At 65.3% G+C, this 14,432-nt stretch carries 14 protein-coding genes; 5 read left to right on the plus strand and 9 right to left on the minus strand.

Annotated elements, in window-relative coordinates; translation table 11 throughout:
- Positions 1–6 precede the first annotated feature (6 nt).
- Positions 7–2,370, minus strand: a complete 2,364-nt coding sequence (locus AC5RWO_RS16020) for a PrpF domain-containing protein (RefSeq protein WP_498732530.1) — start codon at positions 2,368–2,370, stop codon at positions 7–9.
- Between the two features lie 271 nt (positions 2,371–2,641).
- Between AC5RWO_RS16020 and AC5RWO_RS16025 the strand changes: the two genes are divergently transcribed.
- Positions 2,642–3,559 (plus strand): LysR family transcriptional regulator, encoded by a 918-nt coding sequence (locus tag AC5RWO_RS16025; RefSeq protein ID WP_498732532.1) that lies wholly within the window; start codon positions 2,642–2,644, stop codon positions 3,557–3,559.
- A 39-nt stretch (positions 3,560–3,598) separates the two neighbouring features.
- On the opposite strand, the gene AC5RWO_RS16030 is transcribed toward AC5RWO_RS16025, so the two are convergent.
- The 3 genes from AC5RWO_RS16030 to AC5RWO_RS16040 all read right to left on the minus strand — a co-directional run bounded on the left by AC5RWO_RS16030 (position 3,599) and on the right by AC5RWO_RS16040 (position 6,759).
- On the minus strand, positions 3,599–4,825 hold the full coding sequence (locus AC5RWO_RS16030) for an MFS transporter (protein ID WP_498732533.1): 1,227 nt from the start codon (positions 4,823–4,825) through the stop codon (positions 3,599–3,601).
- Positions 4,826–4,973: 148 nt separating this feature from the next.
- Positions 4,974–6,200 (minus strand): glycine cleavage T C-terminal barrel domain-containing protein, encoded by a 1,227-nt coding sequence (locus tag AC5RWO_RS16035; RefSeq protein ID WP_498732534.1) that lies wholly within the window; start codon positions 6,198–6,200, stop codon positions 4,974–4,976.
- 127 nt (positions 6,201–6,327) lie between these two features.
- The gene (locus AC5RWO_RS16040; RefSeq protein WP_498732535.1) at positions 6,328–6,759 is read right to left on the minus strand and encodes an SRPBCC domain-containing protein; all 432 of its coding nucleotides are present in this window, start codon (positions 6,757–6,759) and stop codon (positions 6,328–6,330) included.
- 171 nt (positions 6,760–6,930) lie between these two features.
- Between AC5RWO_RS16040 and AC5RWO_RS16045 the strand changes: the two genes are divergently transcribed.
- Positions 6,931–7,332 carry a VOC family protein gene (locus AC5RWO_RS16045; RefSeq protein ID WP_498732536.1) on the plus strand — a complete coding sequence of 134 codons (402 nt, stop codon included), beginning with the start codon at positions 6,931–6,933 and terminating at the stop codon, positions 7,330–7,332.
- Between the two features lie 222 nt (positions 7,333–7,554).
- On the opposite strand, the gene thiD is transcribed toward AC5RWO_RS16045, so the two are convergent.
- Both thiD and AC5RWO_RS16055 read right to left on the minus strand, forming a co-directional pair.
- On the minus strand, positions 7,555–8,400 hold the full coding sequence (gene thiD, locus AC5RWO_RS16050; RefSeq protein WP_498732537.1) for a bifunctional hydroxymethylpyrimidine kinase/phosphomethylpyrimidine kinase: 846 nt from the start codon (positions 8,398–8,400) through the stop codon (positions 7,555–7,557).
- 110 nt (positions 8,401–8,510) lie between these two features.
- On the minus strand, positions 8,511–9,011 hold the full coding sequence (locus AC5RWO_RS16055; protein ID WP_498732538.1) for a hypothetical protein: 501 nt from the start codon (positions 9,009–9,011) through the stop codon (positions 8,511–8,513).
- A gap of 251 nt (positions 9,012–9,262) precedes the next feature.
- On the opposite strand from AC5RWO_RS16055, the gene AC5RWO_RS16060 reads away from it, so the two are divergent.
- Positions 9,263–9,967 (plus strand): queuosine precursor transporter, encoded by a 705-nt coding sequence (locus AC5RWO_RS16060; RefSeq protein ID WP_498732539.1) that lies wholly within the window; start codon positions 9,263–9,265, stop codon positions 9,965–9,967.
- 45 nt (positions 9,968–10,012) lie between these two features.
- Here AC5RWO_RS16060 and AC5RWO_RS16065 read toward each other — a convergent pair whose 3' ends face one another.
- Together AC5RWO_RS16065 and AC5RWO_RS16070 are read right to left on the minus strand one after the other, a co-directional pair.
- The gene (locus tag AC5RWO_RS16065) at positions 10,013–10,426 is read right to left on the minus strand and encodes an SRPBCC domain-containing protein (protein WP_498732540.1); all 414 of its coding nucleotides are present in this window, start codon (positions 10,424–10,426) and stop codon (positions 10,013–10,015) included.
- Positions 10,427–10,521: 95 nt separating this feature from the next.
- Positions 10,522–11,313 carry a ZIP family metal transporter gene (locus tag AC5RWO_RS16070; RefSeq protein ID WP_498732596.1) on the minus strand — a complete coding sequence of 264 codons (792 nt, stop codon included), beginning with the start codon at positions 11,311–11,313 and terminating at the stop codon, positions 10,522–10,524.
- A gap of 36 nt (positions 11,314–11,349) precedes the next feature.
- Here AC5RWO_RS16070 and AC5RWO_RS16075 point away from each other — a divergent pair, with 36 nt between their 5' ends.
- Positions 11,350–11,985 carry a DUF4126 domain-containing protein gene (locus tag AC5RWO_RS16075; protein ID WP_498732541.1) on the plus strand — a complete coding sequence of 212 codons (636 nt, stop codon included), beginning with the start codon at positions 11,350–11,352 and terminating at the stop codon, positions 11,983–11,985.
- Here AC5RWO_RS16075 and tgt read toward each other — a convergent pair.
- Positions 11,951–13,219 carry a tRNA guanosine(34) transglycosylase Tgt gene (gene tgt, locus AC5RWO_RS16080; protein ID WP_498732542.1) on the minus strand — a complete coding sequence of 423 codons (1,269 nt, stop codon included), beginning with the start codon at positions 13,217–13,219 and terminating at the stop codon, positions 11,951–11,953. The genes AC5RWO_RS16075 and tgt overlap by 35 nt on opposite strands.
- Positions 13,220–13,364: 145 nt before the next feature.
- On the opposite strand from tgt, the gene AC5RWO_RS16085 reads away from it, so the two are divergent.
- Positions 13,365–14,432: an FUSC family protein gene (locus tag AC5RWO_RS16085; protein WP_498732543.1), complete on the plus strand. Its 1,068-nt coding sequence runs from the start codon at positions 13,365–13,367 to the stop codon at positions 14,430–14,432.

The raw sequence follows: 14,432 nt of genomic DNA on the forward strand, positions 1-14,432 counted from the left end.
TATTCCTTAGTCGACTTCGATGTCGTAGGTGTCTTTGAGCAGGCGCAGCACATACTTCTTGGTTGCATCCGTCACTGTGTAGGCCTCGGCAACGCGTGCGGGCAACTGTGCATCGGCCGTAATCGGGTAACCGCCCAGAATCTTGTCCGCTTTGGCGTTGAAGGCCTTGTCCGTGGCCATCTTGTGGGCGGACTCGCGCAGCAGCTTCACGGCTTCGTCCGGGGTGCCGGCGGGCGCCCACAGACCCTTTTGGTAGGTGTAGGTCAGGCCGAGCAGTGTCTTGTACGCTTCGAGCTTTTCGCCGCTTGGTTCGGTTCCGTGCAGTTCGCGGTAGACCTCGACGACGGTGGGGACGTCGGGGAAGTTCGGATCGCGGATGACCTTGCCGTCTGCGTCCAGCTGGCCGAAGGACATCAGTACTACGGCCTTTCCTTCCTCGGCGATGCCTTCAACAGCCGAGCCGTAGGAGGAAGTGGTGGTGTAGTCGATATCGATCTCGCCGCGCTGGAGCGCCAGGTTGACTGGCCCGCGTCCCTCGAAGCCGAACGTGGCCGTGGTCTCCGCCTCGAGCAGGTCGAAGGCGACGAGGGTGGTCAGGTCGAGGCCGGTCGCGCTGATGCCGCCGAAGACCAGCGGCTTGTCGCGGCCGATGAGATCCTTGACGGACTTGATGCCGGCGGCGGTCCGGGCGTAGATGACTCCGCCTGTCCCGTTGACCAGCACCGGCGTCAGGTCGCTGAAGGAGTACTTGACCGCGTGCCGGCCGAGAACCCAGGGGACCACGGTGGTTGCGGTGCTGACCAGCAGCTCGGTGCCATCGTCCTTGGCGGAAGTGGCGAAGTGATTGCTTCCGGTGATGCCTTCGCCGCCGGACTCGTTGGTTGGCGCGAATCCGGGTACGCCCGGAACAAAATGGACCATCTCCGTGCCGATGAACCGGGCCCACGTATCGGTGCCGCCGCCCTCCGCCAGCGGGATGACCATCTTGATGGTCTCCCCGGCGTAGTCTCCGTCGGCTGTCGTAACCGGCGGCCGCAGCAGGCCGCCGCCGAATACGGTGGTGCCCAGGCCGAGCGCGGCGAAGAGCCCGACGGCGGTCAGCACTGTGCGGCGCGAATGCTGCGGCGGATCGGCCAGTTCGGCCAATTCGTTGTCGGCGGGCGGCAGATCGTCGCGCCCGTTGTCGTCGTCGTTATCCTGCGACGCAGGGGGCAGCTGGACCATCGGTGTCTCCTTTGACTGGCTGTGCCTTGCAGGTTCCAGTGCGTGCCCTTCAGCAGCAAGCAGCGGGGGCAGCGGAAGGGAAGCGCGGGCAAGGATCCTGGCGGTGCGGACCGAGCCGACGATTTCGCTGCCGTCCATGGTGCTGCGCCACGTGGAAATGATTCCTGCCGGCGTGCGGATGTTCAAGGAAGTGCCCGCAGGTGACTTGAGAGCACGTTCGACAACTGTGCCGGGCGTACCCGCCGCCAGCGTCAGGCCGATGCTCCCGGTGACGGCCAAAGCGGGGTGGGGGTTGCCCATGGAGAGCATCATGATCTGGACGTCGGCCTCGCCCGGGCTGTCCGACGGAGCGGCGATGGCCAGCTTGGGGATGGCACGTTCGGCGCTCTCCGGTGTGTCGGACAGGCCCATGGCGACGGCGCCGGCGCGGCGGATGGCGTCCAGATTCTCCAGCTCGGGAAGTACTTCCAGGCCCCACTCCCTGAAATCAGTCTCGCCGAGGCCTGCTGTGGTTGCTGAAATGATCACCAGCGGCGCGCCGGCATCAACCATTGAAGCCTCGACGGCGCGGCCGCCCACCATCAGCAGGTCGGCGGCGTTGCCTGTCGGCAGAAGGCTGCCGGTGGTCTTGCCTGCCGGCTCGACGAAGCCCAAGCCCACTTCGGTGCCCGGGAAGGGTACACCGGGAATCATCGTGTCGAGCTCCGGTTGCCACTTGCCGCCCGGCGTCGCAACCCGCTGCACAATCTGCTGTTGCGTGTTCGTGTTGAGGGCACGGACCAGCGTCTCGTCCCCTTGCGGCTGGACCCAGCCGCGGTCCATCGCGTAGAGGGCGACGACGGCGGAACAGTTGCCGCAGTTGCTGCCCCAATCGACCTTGCCCTCGTCAATGCCGACCTGGGCGAAGGTGTAGTCAACATCCGTATCCGGTTCCTGGGAAGGGGACAGGATGACAGCCTTGCTGGTTGTCGAGGTCCCGCCCCCAACGCCGTCGACCTGTCGTGAGTCCGGGCTGCCGAAAAGCCGAAGCAGGACCTCGTCCACCGTGTAGCCGGGGATATCCAGCTGCTCTCGTTCGAACACCCAGCACTTGCTGGTTCCGCCGCGCATCCAGACGGCGTCGACTGATCTGGTAATTGTTCTCACCTACTTTAGGAATCGGAGATTGGGCGCCCCGATGTGATGGGGCCCACGAAGTTTGTTGATTCGATAGTGAGGGCAGCGAGAGTTAATTACCAGTTACCAAAACTGGACTTATGTGTAGTGTTCCTTCATTCACCATGAGTCGGGGTCAGGAAGGGCGCCGCCAGCCAGAAAGACACCATGACGTCGGCCGCGGACTGGTCGGGAGTCGAGACACTATGTAGCCAAAACTCGTTTTCTAAAGTATGTTGAAGCAGCGCTAAAGGAGTCAGGCATGCTGGATATCAAGAGACTGCAGATATTACTGAAGGTTGTCGAGACAGGTTCGGTTACCGCCGCGGCAGACGAGTTGTTCTATACCCCGTCGGCGGTGTCGCAGCAGCTGCGCAAACTAGAGGAAGAGGTGGGTCAGCCGTTGCTCCAGCGCCGCTCCCGGGGCATGGTGCCTACCGATGCCGGGCACGTCCTTGCCAGCCATGCCCGCTCTATCCTGAGGGAAATGGACGCAGCCGTTGCTGACCTTGCGCAGATCGCCGGACTCAAGCGCGGCAGCTTGAGCCTGGGTACGTTCCCGACGCTTGGAGGATCGTTCCTGCCGATCGTTATCAGCAGGTTCCGCCGCGAGTATCCCGCCATCCGGCTGGACGTACGCAGCAGCAGGCTCGACGGGCTGGTTGAGCTGCTTGCCAAAGGCGATGTGGGTCTCTGCCTCCTCTGGGAGTATGACTGGCACCGGCTTGATCCGAAGATGTTCGAGCTCACGCAGGTCTTCGTCGAACCCACGGTGCTGGTAGTCGGCGCCGAACACAGGCTGGCAGGGATGGGCAAAGTGGAGATGGCCGATCTTGCCCAGGAGCAGTGGATTGTCCGGGCCAACGAGCATCCGGTGGCCGAAGTGCTCGAACGGAGCTGTAATTCCGCCGGCTTCGCACCCCATATTGCCTTCCAAGCCAACGACTACCAGGAAGCGCAGGCGATGGTGAGCGTCGGGCTCGGCATCGCTCTGGCGCCTCAGACTGCTGTCGTCAATCAGCATCCTGGCGTCAAGGTGCTGCAGCTGGGTGATTCCGTGCCTTCGCGGCGGGTCATGCTGGCCCAACGCCACGACAGAGTGCGGGCGCCGGCGGAGGTGGCGTTCCAGTCAATGCTGCTTGCCGTCGGGGAGCAATGGAGCGCCGGTATCCACGCTTGATACCGCCGCAACTAGCGGCCGATGCGGGCCCTGGTGCAGTTAGCGGTGCGCGAAGCTCAGGCCGAGGCGCTTCTCGCTCAAGTAGAGGCTCAGCCCGATCCCGAGCGCGGCGAAGGTACAGGTCATCCACCAGGTGGAGTCCCAGCCCCCGGTGGCGGTGGCCAGCCAGGCGACGATGGCCGGCCCGGTGAAATTGCCGACGTTGAAGATCTGCTGCATCAGGCCCATGGCCGCCGGGGTGGAGCCACCGGGCGGGGCCAGGTCGACGGCCATCCGCGTGAGCGTGGAGGGAATCGCGGCCCCCACCAGGGAGAAGGCCGCCACGCAAGCGAACTGGATTGCAATGCCTCCCGGCACCGTGGTCCAGTCCACCGCAAAGGTGAGCAACGACGTCGTACCCATGAGGATGAAGGTGGGGATGATGAGCCGGCGGGCGGTGACGCCGCGCTGCAGCAGGGGAGCCGTGGCGATGGCGCCGACGGCATTGAGGCCGCCGACCACCGCGCTGAGCACGCCCGGCCAGATCCCGGTGACGCCGTTCTGCTGGTAAATGGTCGGAAGGAAGCCAACCACGGCCATCCACTGGATGGTGTAACAACCGAAGACGACGCCGGCCACCCACGGTTTCGGCGAGCGCACGGTCACGCCGATCCGCCGTACCGCTGCCTTTGGTCCGCTGCCGTCGCCCGCCGGATCCTTCGGAACGAAGGCGAGCACCAGCGGCACCGGCACCAGGGTCAGGGCGGCCATGATCCACCACCAGGTATGCCAGTCTGTCACCTGCAGCACGAGCGCGCTCGCGATCAGGCCAACGAACGTGGCGCATCCTTGGTAAGCGCTCCAAAATCCCACGGCTGTGTTGACCCGACGCAGGGGAGTGTTGGTGCGGATCAGGCCGGGTGCGACCACGGTAGCCAGCAGGAATCCGGCACCTTCCACGGCCCGGCAAACCATCAGCAGTCCGGCGGTCTCCGCGAAACCGCCCACCACGGAGCCGGCGAACAGCAGGCCGAGTCCGATCAGCAGGCAGCGGCGCGCGCCGATCATCTCGGCGAACAGGGAAACGGCCAGTCCGCCCGCCATGCCTGCCACCTGCACGAGTCCCAGCAGCACCCCGGCCTCCACCAGGGACATGTCCAGCTCGGACTGGATGACGGGGATCGCCGACGGCAGCTTCCAAATGTGCATGGCTGCGGTAATGCCCGCAAGCACGACGACGATCCACGCCGCATCCGTGCGCTGCCGAGTCATGACCGGAGCCGCCACAGCTCTCCTTCCGCCTTCGGGTCTGTCCGTCCACATTATCCGCAGGCGTACAAAGGCGGCGCCGGTCACGTAAGACGCGCCCCGGCGTCGTAATAAAGAGGTGTCCGACCCGGCGCGGGGTCGCCGCGGCGGGCCGGGCGGTGGTTGTTCAGTCTTTGGGTGTTGCCTTGGTGGGATCCACGAAAGGTTTCTGGACGACGGTTCCCGGGCGTTCGCCGTCGGGCGTATGGATAGTAAGTTCCGTGCCGAGGCGGCTGTGGGCGATCGAGACCATGGCCAGTCCGATGTTGCGTTCCAGCCGAGGGGAGTGGCAGGCGCTGGTGACTTCGCCGGCCGGGACGCCGCCGTGCGTCGTGACACGGAACGGTTCGATCATGGATCCGTCGTTGTAGCTGCCCAGTGGGTCGCCGCCGATCTCCACGCCGACCATGAGCCGGCCGATCCCGTCGGTGCGGGCCTTGCGGAGCGCCTCCCTGCCAATGAAGTCGGCCTCCTGGTCCAGGTCAACCATCCAGTCGTAGCCGTAGCCGACCTCCAGCGGATTGGTGTTCAGGGTGATGTCGCAGCCGTACGCCAGCATGCCGGCCTCGATCCGGCGGATATGGCAGGGGCCGATCACGCGGAGGTCATGAGGTTGCCCGGCCGCCCAGATCGTATCCCACAGCTTCCCGGCGTTCAGGGTGGCGTTGTAGAGGTAGATTTCGTAGCCGATCTCGCCGGTGTAGCCGGTGCGGCTGACCACGACGTCCATGCCGTTGAGAGTGTGGTGCTGCAGGTGGTAGTAGGGCATGTCGAGGATCTGGGGCCCGAAGAGGTCGCTCATCAGCCCCTTGGCCTTGGGGCCCTGGATCTGGACCGGCGCGACGTCGACTTCTTCGACGGTGACGTCCCAGCCGCCTGCGTGCGCCAGCCCCATGGCCCAGAGGTACACGTCGCTGTCTGCGAGCGAGAGCCAGAACTTGTCCTCCGCCACGCGGAGCAGGATGGGATCGTTGATGATTCCGCCGTCAGGAGCGGTGATGAAGACGTATTTGCACTGGCCCACCTGGCACTTGGTCAGGTCGCGCGGGGTGAGCATGTTGGCGAAGTCGAACGCCTGCGGGCCGCTGATCTGCAGCTGCCGCTCCACGCCGACGTCCCAAAGGGTGACATCGTTCAGCAGGGACCAGTATTCGCTGACCGGATCGCCATAGTGGCGCGGGTGGTAGGTGTGGTTGTAGACGCTGTAGGCTGCTACGCCGTGCTCCCGCGACTTCCAGAAGTAGGGTGATTTCCGCAGCCGCGTGTAGAGCGTGATGTCGGGATGCGGGACGGGGCCAGGCAGGTTCGCGGCGGCCTGCTGGGCCCGGCCGGAACCGGGAATGATCTGCGACATGCGGTGCTGCTCCTTCGAGAGTTTGGCGCCAGTCCGAACTCTTCAATTGCGCATGCTGCGCAAGATGCGCCATGTGCCGTTCATGGTGGCAGTCGTTGCGAGGGGCAGTCAAGGGGTAGCTTAAGGGCTAGCTTCGCTCAGCGACCGTCTTCACGCCCTGGACCAAGCTGTCCCACATGCCCTTCGAGTGCTCCGCCTCTTCGGCGCTGGCGTTGTTGTCTTGCGAGAGGGTCAGCTTGGTCTTGTCTGCCTTGTTCTCAAGCGTCCAGGTCAGCGTGTGGTAATTCTCCGGCACGTCGGCCTGACCGGAGAGCGGGCTGAAGTGTGTGTGCACCAGCCGCTTACCGGGTTCGACCGCAAGGATTACGCCCTTGTCCTCGTAGGCCTTGCCTTTCCACTCGCCCCGCCAGTTGATCGGGCTGCCAACGGTCCAGTCAGTGACGACGGTGGTGCCGAACATGAACTCCTGGATCGATTCGGGGTCCGTGATGACGGACCAGACCTGGCTCGTCGGAGCGTCGATCAAGATTGTCGAGGTGGCGACATAGTTCCCGGGCACAGCCTTCTCCTTCATCGAAGCAGCATCGACGCTGGCCCTAGAGTACTCCCGCTGAGGGCAGTTCGGGAGGGCTGCCTGTTCCACTTCCCGCTCGAAGCGGTCCCGCGCCGACGTACCGCCGCCGACCCGCCAGCGGTTGACGCCCGGGGATGGCTGGGACAAGATCGCGGAATGGAGCCATTGAGCAGTCGCATACTCCTGCGGCCTTCCGACCCGGCGAAGAGCCAGGCCTTTTACCGCGACGCCCTGGGGCTGGCCGTCTACCGTGAATTCGGCGATCCCGAAAGCCCCGGCATCGTATTCTTCCTCGGCAACGGTCTGCTCGAGGTATCCGGGCAGCGCGGCGATGAGGGCGCCGGGCGGCTGGAGTTGTGGATCCAGGTCCGCGACATCGAGGCCGAGTGGAAGAAGCTTCAGGCCGCCGGGGTGGACATATTGCGTGCGCCGGTGGAGGAACCGTGGGGTCTGCTGGAGATGTGGATCGCCGATCCGGACGGCGTGCGCATCGTGCTGGTGGAGGTCCCGGAGGACCACCCGATCCGGCGCGACACGCGGAATCCCCGGGACCTCTGACCAGCGGAATCTGTGGGCCTCTGCCCAACACGGCCCCCGCCGTCGTTGTTCGACCTGGTCCCCGCTAGCGACCCATGTTTAAAACGCACCCGAAACATCGTCCCAAGTCAGCGGGACGCTTGAAGCCTAAAGTTGGACCGATAAGTCTGAACTTGGGTCTGAACAGGGCGGAAAAGGCGCGGAAACGCCTGAAAGCGAGCGGAACGGACGCCGGACCCGGCCTTAGTTGGCGAAGCCCTGCCAGAGTGCGTCGAACGGGGCGTGGGAGGAGACGCGCGCCTTGATGCCCTCCGTCACGAAGGCCTTCGCGGTCCGGGCGGCCTCCAGCGGAGTGGCACCCTTGGCCAGTTCGGCGGTTACGGCCGCAGCCAAGGAGCAACCGGCGCCGCTGACGGCCACCTCGCCGATCTTCGGTGCGCTGAGTACCTCGAGGGTCTCGCCGTCGAAGAAGACGTCCACGGCATCCGGGCCCTCAAGGCGTACGCCGCCCTTGGCCAGCACCGCAGCGCCGGAGGCTTCGTGGATGATGCGGGCGGCCTTTTCCAGATCCTCGACATTGTTGATCGTGATGCCGGAGAGGGATTCGGCCTCGAAATGGTTCGGGGTGACGAAGGTAGCCAGCGGCAGGACCTGCGCCTTGAGTGCCTGGTCCGTGTCCAGTGCGTGGCCGGGTTCCTGGCCCTTGCAGATCAGTACGGGGTCCAGCACGATGTTGTCCCACTCCTGGTTGCCCAGGGCGCTGGCTACCGTGTCGATAGTGACGGGGGAGCCGAGCATGCCGATCTTGACGGTCTTCAGCGAGCCCTCGTAGCAGGTCTGGATGGCTTCGAGCTGGTCGGCGATGACGTTCGCGTCGACCGGGACGAAGCGGTGGTTCCAGTTGTCCTTCGGATTGAAGGAGACAATGCACGTCAGGGCGGTGATGCCGTAGGTGCCGAGTTCCTGGAAGGTCTTCAGGTCCGCCTGAGCACCGGCGCCACCGGTGGCTTCGGAGCCCGCAATCGTCAGCGTGATGGCGGGACGGGCAGTCAGGGCAGCGTCCGCGGAAATGTCAGTGGAAGAAGGCATGCGTCCATTTTCCACCGTGACCCCCGCCGATGGCCAACCGGGCGCGATCCACGGGCCTGCACCGCCGTCGTTCCGCTGGCCGGATCTGGGCGCCACCGGACCCTGCACCCTCAGTCGTAGACGGTCACCAGCTTCCACACCGAGGCCCGGCCGATGGCGGCGCACAGCCCGATCAGCGCGGCCAGCAGCAGCGTCTCCCACGCCGCCCCGCCGTACATCACGCTGAAAATCAACCAGGCCACCAGGGTAATGACCACGAAGAACACCAGCACGTGGACCCACTGGCGGCGCACCGGCCGCAGCGCCAGGCCCAGCAGGAAGGCGATGGGTGCGCCGATGATCAGGCCGATGCCGGCGGCGTAGAGCAGCACCACGAACGCCATTCCGAAGGTCGGCCAGACCTGCCGCCAGCTGAACGTGCCGCCGACGATCGAGATCAGCATCAGGGTGAGCGAGAAGGCGGCGATCGTGACGAAGAAACCGGTAAAGAACGCCAACGGGCCGAACGTGATGCGGTGGCCGGGCCTGTGGTCCAGCAGTTCGTCCGCGAACTGCTCGTCCTCCGGGAGGCCTGGCTCGAGAGGATCCGCGTTGGTCCCGTCCTGCGTCATTGCGTGCCCCTTCCGAGGTCAGTGACAGTCGCCGCGGCACTGTCCCCTGCCGGCGCCGGACTGAGGGTCTAACCCCAGAATAGATCGAAGCGCCGGTAACGCAACCATTCCTCCGGTGACGTGGGAGAATTGATGCCGGTCCGGGTGCAGACGGGCCCAGTGCTAATACAGCCAACCCTTTCGACGCCGGCACTACCGGCAGCATCGCGGCGTTGCGCGAACCACTACTTCTAAAAAGGTACAAAACCACAATGACTGACCTGCAGAAATCCCGCCCCGGCCACGCGCCGGCCAAGTTCGCCTCGATCGGCAGCCCGTATTTCGGCATCATGCTTGCGGCCATGGCCGTGGTGCTGATCCTGTCCAACATCGGCGCGTCCAAGGGCGTGGCCATCGGCCCGATCATTACCGACGGCGGTTTCTTCCTCTTCCCGCTGGCCTACATCCTGGGCGACGTGGTCAGCGAGGTGTACGGCTTCAAGGTGGCGCGCAAGGCCATCCTCACCACGTTCGCCCTGTCCGTTTTCGCCTCGCTCTGCTACTGGGTCATCATCGCGCTGCCCGGCTTCAACGACGATTTCGGCCTCGCCAAGCAGGAGGCGCTGGAGCTGGCCCTCGGCCCGGTGCCCTTGATTGTGCTCGCGAGCCTGCTGGGCTTCCTGGTCGGCCAGACGCTGAATTCCTGGGTGCTGGTCAAGATGAAGGAGCGCTTCGGGGAACGCAAGCTGTGGGCGCGGCTGATGGGCTCCACCGGCGTCGGCGAATTCGCGGACACCCTGATCTTCTGCTCGATCGCGGCCTCGGTCATCGGCATCACCGACTTCCCGACGTTCGTGAACTACGTCGTCGTCGGCTTTGTCTACAAAACCCTGGTTGAGTTCCTCTTCGTTCCGCTTACGACGGCGGCCATCGGCTGGGTGAAGAAGCGGGAACCTTCGTACGGGGTTGCGTCCTAAAGCAGGCAGCGACCTCACCCCGGGCCGCGCCCTGACGGCAGCGCCCTAACGCGCGGTTCTCTTGCCAAGGGCGGCGGCGATCCGATCGGCAACGTCGTGCCAGTGATCCAGCATCTTCTCCCGCTCAGCGGCACTGGCCAGATGCTCCTGGTGGAAGCCGATGGTGGTGCCTGCCTGTACCTGCATCAGTGTGATCTGCAGGATGGAATCGTGATCCCAGTCCTGCGGTTCCCAGGTCAGTCTGATCCGCTCGTGCGGGTGGAAACTGCGAATTTCGCCCCGGGTGCCGTCCGCGGTTTCGTATTGGTCGCGGCGGCGGGTGCCGAGGGCCGTTTCGCCCAGCCACAGCGGCAGACCCTCGCCGATGAGGAAATCCCAGACCCGGGGCAACGGTGCCGGAACCGTCTTGCGGACTCCCATTTCCCAGCCGGCGTCCTGCGTTAATCCTGTTGGAGTCATGTACACCGGATTACCCGCTTGCAGGGCGCGCGTCAATGGCCCGGCCACGGGAAAGTGCGGCGGGGAAGTGGCGGTGGAGAACTGAGCGGTCATCCTTAGGCGAGCGACAGCACAAACGACAGGACAAAGCCGGCGGCGGTGCTCAGCGCTACCGCCGGACCGCCGTGCTCGAACGCCTCGGGCATGAGGGTGTCCGCAAGCGAGGCGATCACTGCGCCAGCGGCGAAAGCCAGCGGCAGGGAGATCGTTTCCGGGTCGCTGCCCGACAGGGGGCCGGCCCCAATAACGACCGCGATGACGAGCAGCACCGCGCACGCCAGCCACAGGCCGAGGATCTTGCCCGTGGTCTTGCCTTGGCTGCGCATGGAGGAAGCGCCCACAAGGGACTCCGGCAGGTTGGACACGAAGATCGCGGCCAGCAGGGCCAGCCCGCCGGTTCCTTCCGTCAGCGCGACGCCCAGGGCGACGTTCTCCGGCACGCCGTCGAGGGTTACGGCGGCCAGCAGGGCCATGCCTGCTGCACCCCGGGTGGATTCCTTGGTGGGGGCGCGGTCCTCGGCAGCCGCGTTGGTGTCCAGCTTGGCGCTGCCCTGATATTGGTCGGCCGGGGTAGGCCGCGACTTGGGCTGGGCCCAGCGGTCAAGCAAGGCACTCAAGGCGGTGAAGACCGCCGCGCCCACGAAGAGCCCGATGGCCGCCCGCCAGATGCCGCCGTGCTGGTAGGCGTCCTGGAAGAGCTCGAAACTCAACGCGGTGATCAACGCGCCCGCCGCGAAGGAGAGCAACATGGCCAGGAACCGCTTGGGCAGCTCGAACTTCACTCCGATGAGCGCGCCCAGCACCAGTGCACTGGAAGCCACGGCGCCAAAAACCAGCGACGGTCCCATGGCGCCAGTATAGAAGCGTTTGGCCACGTCGGACCCGTGAATTGGGATTACTTTTATGCCATGTTCGAAATCCTGACCGGCACGGGATTGTCTGCGGCAGCGGGACTGAATGCGTTCATTCCGATGCTGATCCTTGGCCTGCTGGACCGGTACACGGACCTGGTCCAGCTGCCCGCCGAGTGGGCGTGGCTGGGCAACGGGTGGGTGCTGCTGATTGTGGGCCTGCTGCTGGTGCTGGAGATCGCCGCGGACAAAATCCCGATGGTGGACAGCATCAACGACTGGATCCAGACCATCATCCGGCCCGCTGCCGGCGGCATCGTCTTCGGGAGCGGCGTGTCCTCGGAAACCGTGACCGTTTCAGACCCGGATGCGTTCTTCGGCGGCGACGCCTGGATCCCGGTGGTCATCGGCATCGTTATCGCCTTTGCCGTCCACCTGGTGAAGATGATGACCCGGCCGGTGCTGAACGCCGCGACCGTCGGTACGGCGGCGCCGGTGGTCAGCACCGTGGAGGACACGGCGAGCCTGTCGCTCGCCTTGGCTGCCGTACTGTTGCCGGCACTCGTGATCGTGGTGATTGCCGCCGTCGTACTTGGTTTGTGGTTGCTGTACCGCAGGTTCCGCCGGCCGGGGGTCAGGCGTAGTAGCGTCCCAAGACCTCGCTTTTGAAGTCGAAGAAGGAGCCGTCCTCGATGGCCAGGCGGGCGTCGTCGACCAGTTTCACGGTGAAGCGCTCGTTGTGGATGGAGATCAGGGTGTGGCTGACCATCTCGTTGGCCTTGAACAGGTGGTGGATGTAGGCGCGGGTGTAGTTGGTGCAGGCGTAGCAGTCGCAGCCCTCCACCAGCGGGGTGAAGTCCCGCTTGAACTTGGCGTTGGAGAGGTTTTTCCGGCCGTCCGGCGTGTAGAAGGCGGAGTTGCGGGCCACCCGGGTGGGGGAGACGCAGTCGAAGGTGTCCGCGCCGTTTTCGATAGCGGTGAAGATGTCGTCGGGTTCGGAAATGCCCAGCAGGTGGCGCGGCTTGTCCTCGGGGAGTTCCTCGTTGCACCAGCGCACGATGGTGCCCAGGTTCTCCTTTTCCAACGCGCCGCCGATGCCGAAGCCGTCGAAGTTCATGGCGCCGAGGTCGCTGCTGGCCTTGCGGCGCAGGTCCTCGTACTGGGCGCCCTGGATGACGCCGAACAGGGCCTGGTACGGCCGGTGCGAGCGCTCCTTGGTCAGCCGCTCGTGCTCCACGATGCAGCGCTCGGCCCAGAGCCGGGTGCGCTCCAGGCTGAGCTCTTGGTAGGCGCGGGAGTTCATCAGCGTGGTCAGCTCGTCGAAGGCGAACATGATGTCCGCGCCGAGCTGGTGCTGGACCTGCATAGAGATTTCCGGCGTGAACCGGTGCCGGTCGCCGTTGAGGTGGGACTTGAACCAGACGCCGTCGTCATCCACGTGGGCGAGGCGTTCCTTGCCCGCCGCCACGCGGTCATCGGCGCCGGAACCGGCCCCGGCCTCGGCGGCCGCGTCCATATTGATGACCTTCTTGAAGCCGGAGCCCAGGCTCATCACCTGGAAACCGCCCGAGTCGGTGAAGGTGGGGCCGGCCCAGTTCATGAACTTCCCCAGGCCGCCGGCCTCGTCAAGAATCTCCGGGCCGGGCTGCAGGTAAAGGTGGTAAGCATTGGCCAGCAGTGCCTGCGCGCCGAGGTCCTTCATGGATTCGGGGAGCACAGCCTTCACCGTGGCCTTGGTGCCGACGGCGATGAACGCCGGCGTCTGGATGTCGCCATGCGGGGTGGCGATGGTGCCGGTGCGCCCCTTGAAATCACCGGCGTTGGCCTCGATCTGGGCGGCGGTGGGTGGGGCGGTTTCGGACAGGCGTTTGCCTACGGTGAAGGAGAAATCAGATTGCGGCACCTATCCATTTTGCCTTACGCCGCGGGGCTGGCGGTTCTGCCGGGGCCTTGTCTGACTGCTCACAAAATTGAGGCAGTCTCCTGTTTGCACGATAAATTGGCCGCATGTCCGGCCGTGGCAGGCTGTAAACGCTTGATGAAAGGCGGTGAGCCGTAACGTGAAACACCATGTGCGCGAGTTTTTCCGCGTGGGCCCGGCCCGCCGGGATCACGTTGTGGCCACGCGCTGTGCCGTCAGCGTGGGACTGCCGCTGCTCATCCTGCTGGCGGCGGGCCGCTTCGACCTGATGATCTTCGCCGCTTTCGGTGCCTTTACCGGCATATACGGCCGCGGCGAGGCCCACGGCGTGCGGCTCCGGCATCAGGGCCAGTTCGGCGTGCTGATCCTGCTGGTCATGTTTGCGGGCGCCCTGACCTCGGCGGCCGGCGCCGGCCCCTGGGGAATCGTTTTCGGCACCACCATCGTGGCCGGGCTGTGGTCGCTGGCGGTGAACTATTTCCAGCTGCGTCCCGCCGGGGTCATCTTCTTTACCTTCGGCTACGCCGCCGTCGGCTCCATCCCGCTGACGACGCCGCTCTGGCAGGCGATGCTGACCGGTCTGGCCAGCGTGGTGCTGGCCATGCTGATCGGCATCAGCAGCCGCTTGCGGCCGGCTTGGCGGACCTCCATGGCCGCGCCCGAACACCGCATCCTGACTCCCGGACATTGGCGCGAATTCGGCGTCGAAGCCGGCGCCAACGCCCTTGCCGCCCTTGCCGCGGGGGCGCTGGCAACGATGGCGGGCCTGGGCCACAACTATTGGGCGATGGTGGCCGCCGTGGCACCGATCGCCGGTCCGAGCCTGGCGCAGCGCGTGAACAAGGGCGTCCACCGCATCCTGGGTACGTTTGCCGGGGTGGCTGCCGCCGGACTGCTGCTGGCACCGCATCCGGCGCCGTGGGTAATGGTGCTGATAGTGATCGTGCTGCAGTTCGCTGCGGAGATGTTTGTGCTGCGCCACTACGCCCTGGCGCTCATCTTCATCACGCCGCTGGCACTGCTGATGACCGAGCTGGCGGCGCCTACGGACCCTACCGCCCTGATGGTGGACCGTGCCATCCAGACGGCCATCGGCGCGCTGGTAGGCCTCAGCCTGGTCTACCTGATGCATCAGCGAACGCTGCGGGAAAAGACCCGCCGCCGGCTGCGGAAGCACCAGGATCCCGAGGCCTGA

Source organism: Arthrobacter sp. B055-34 (assembly GCF_059090425.1).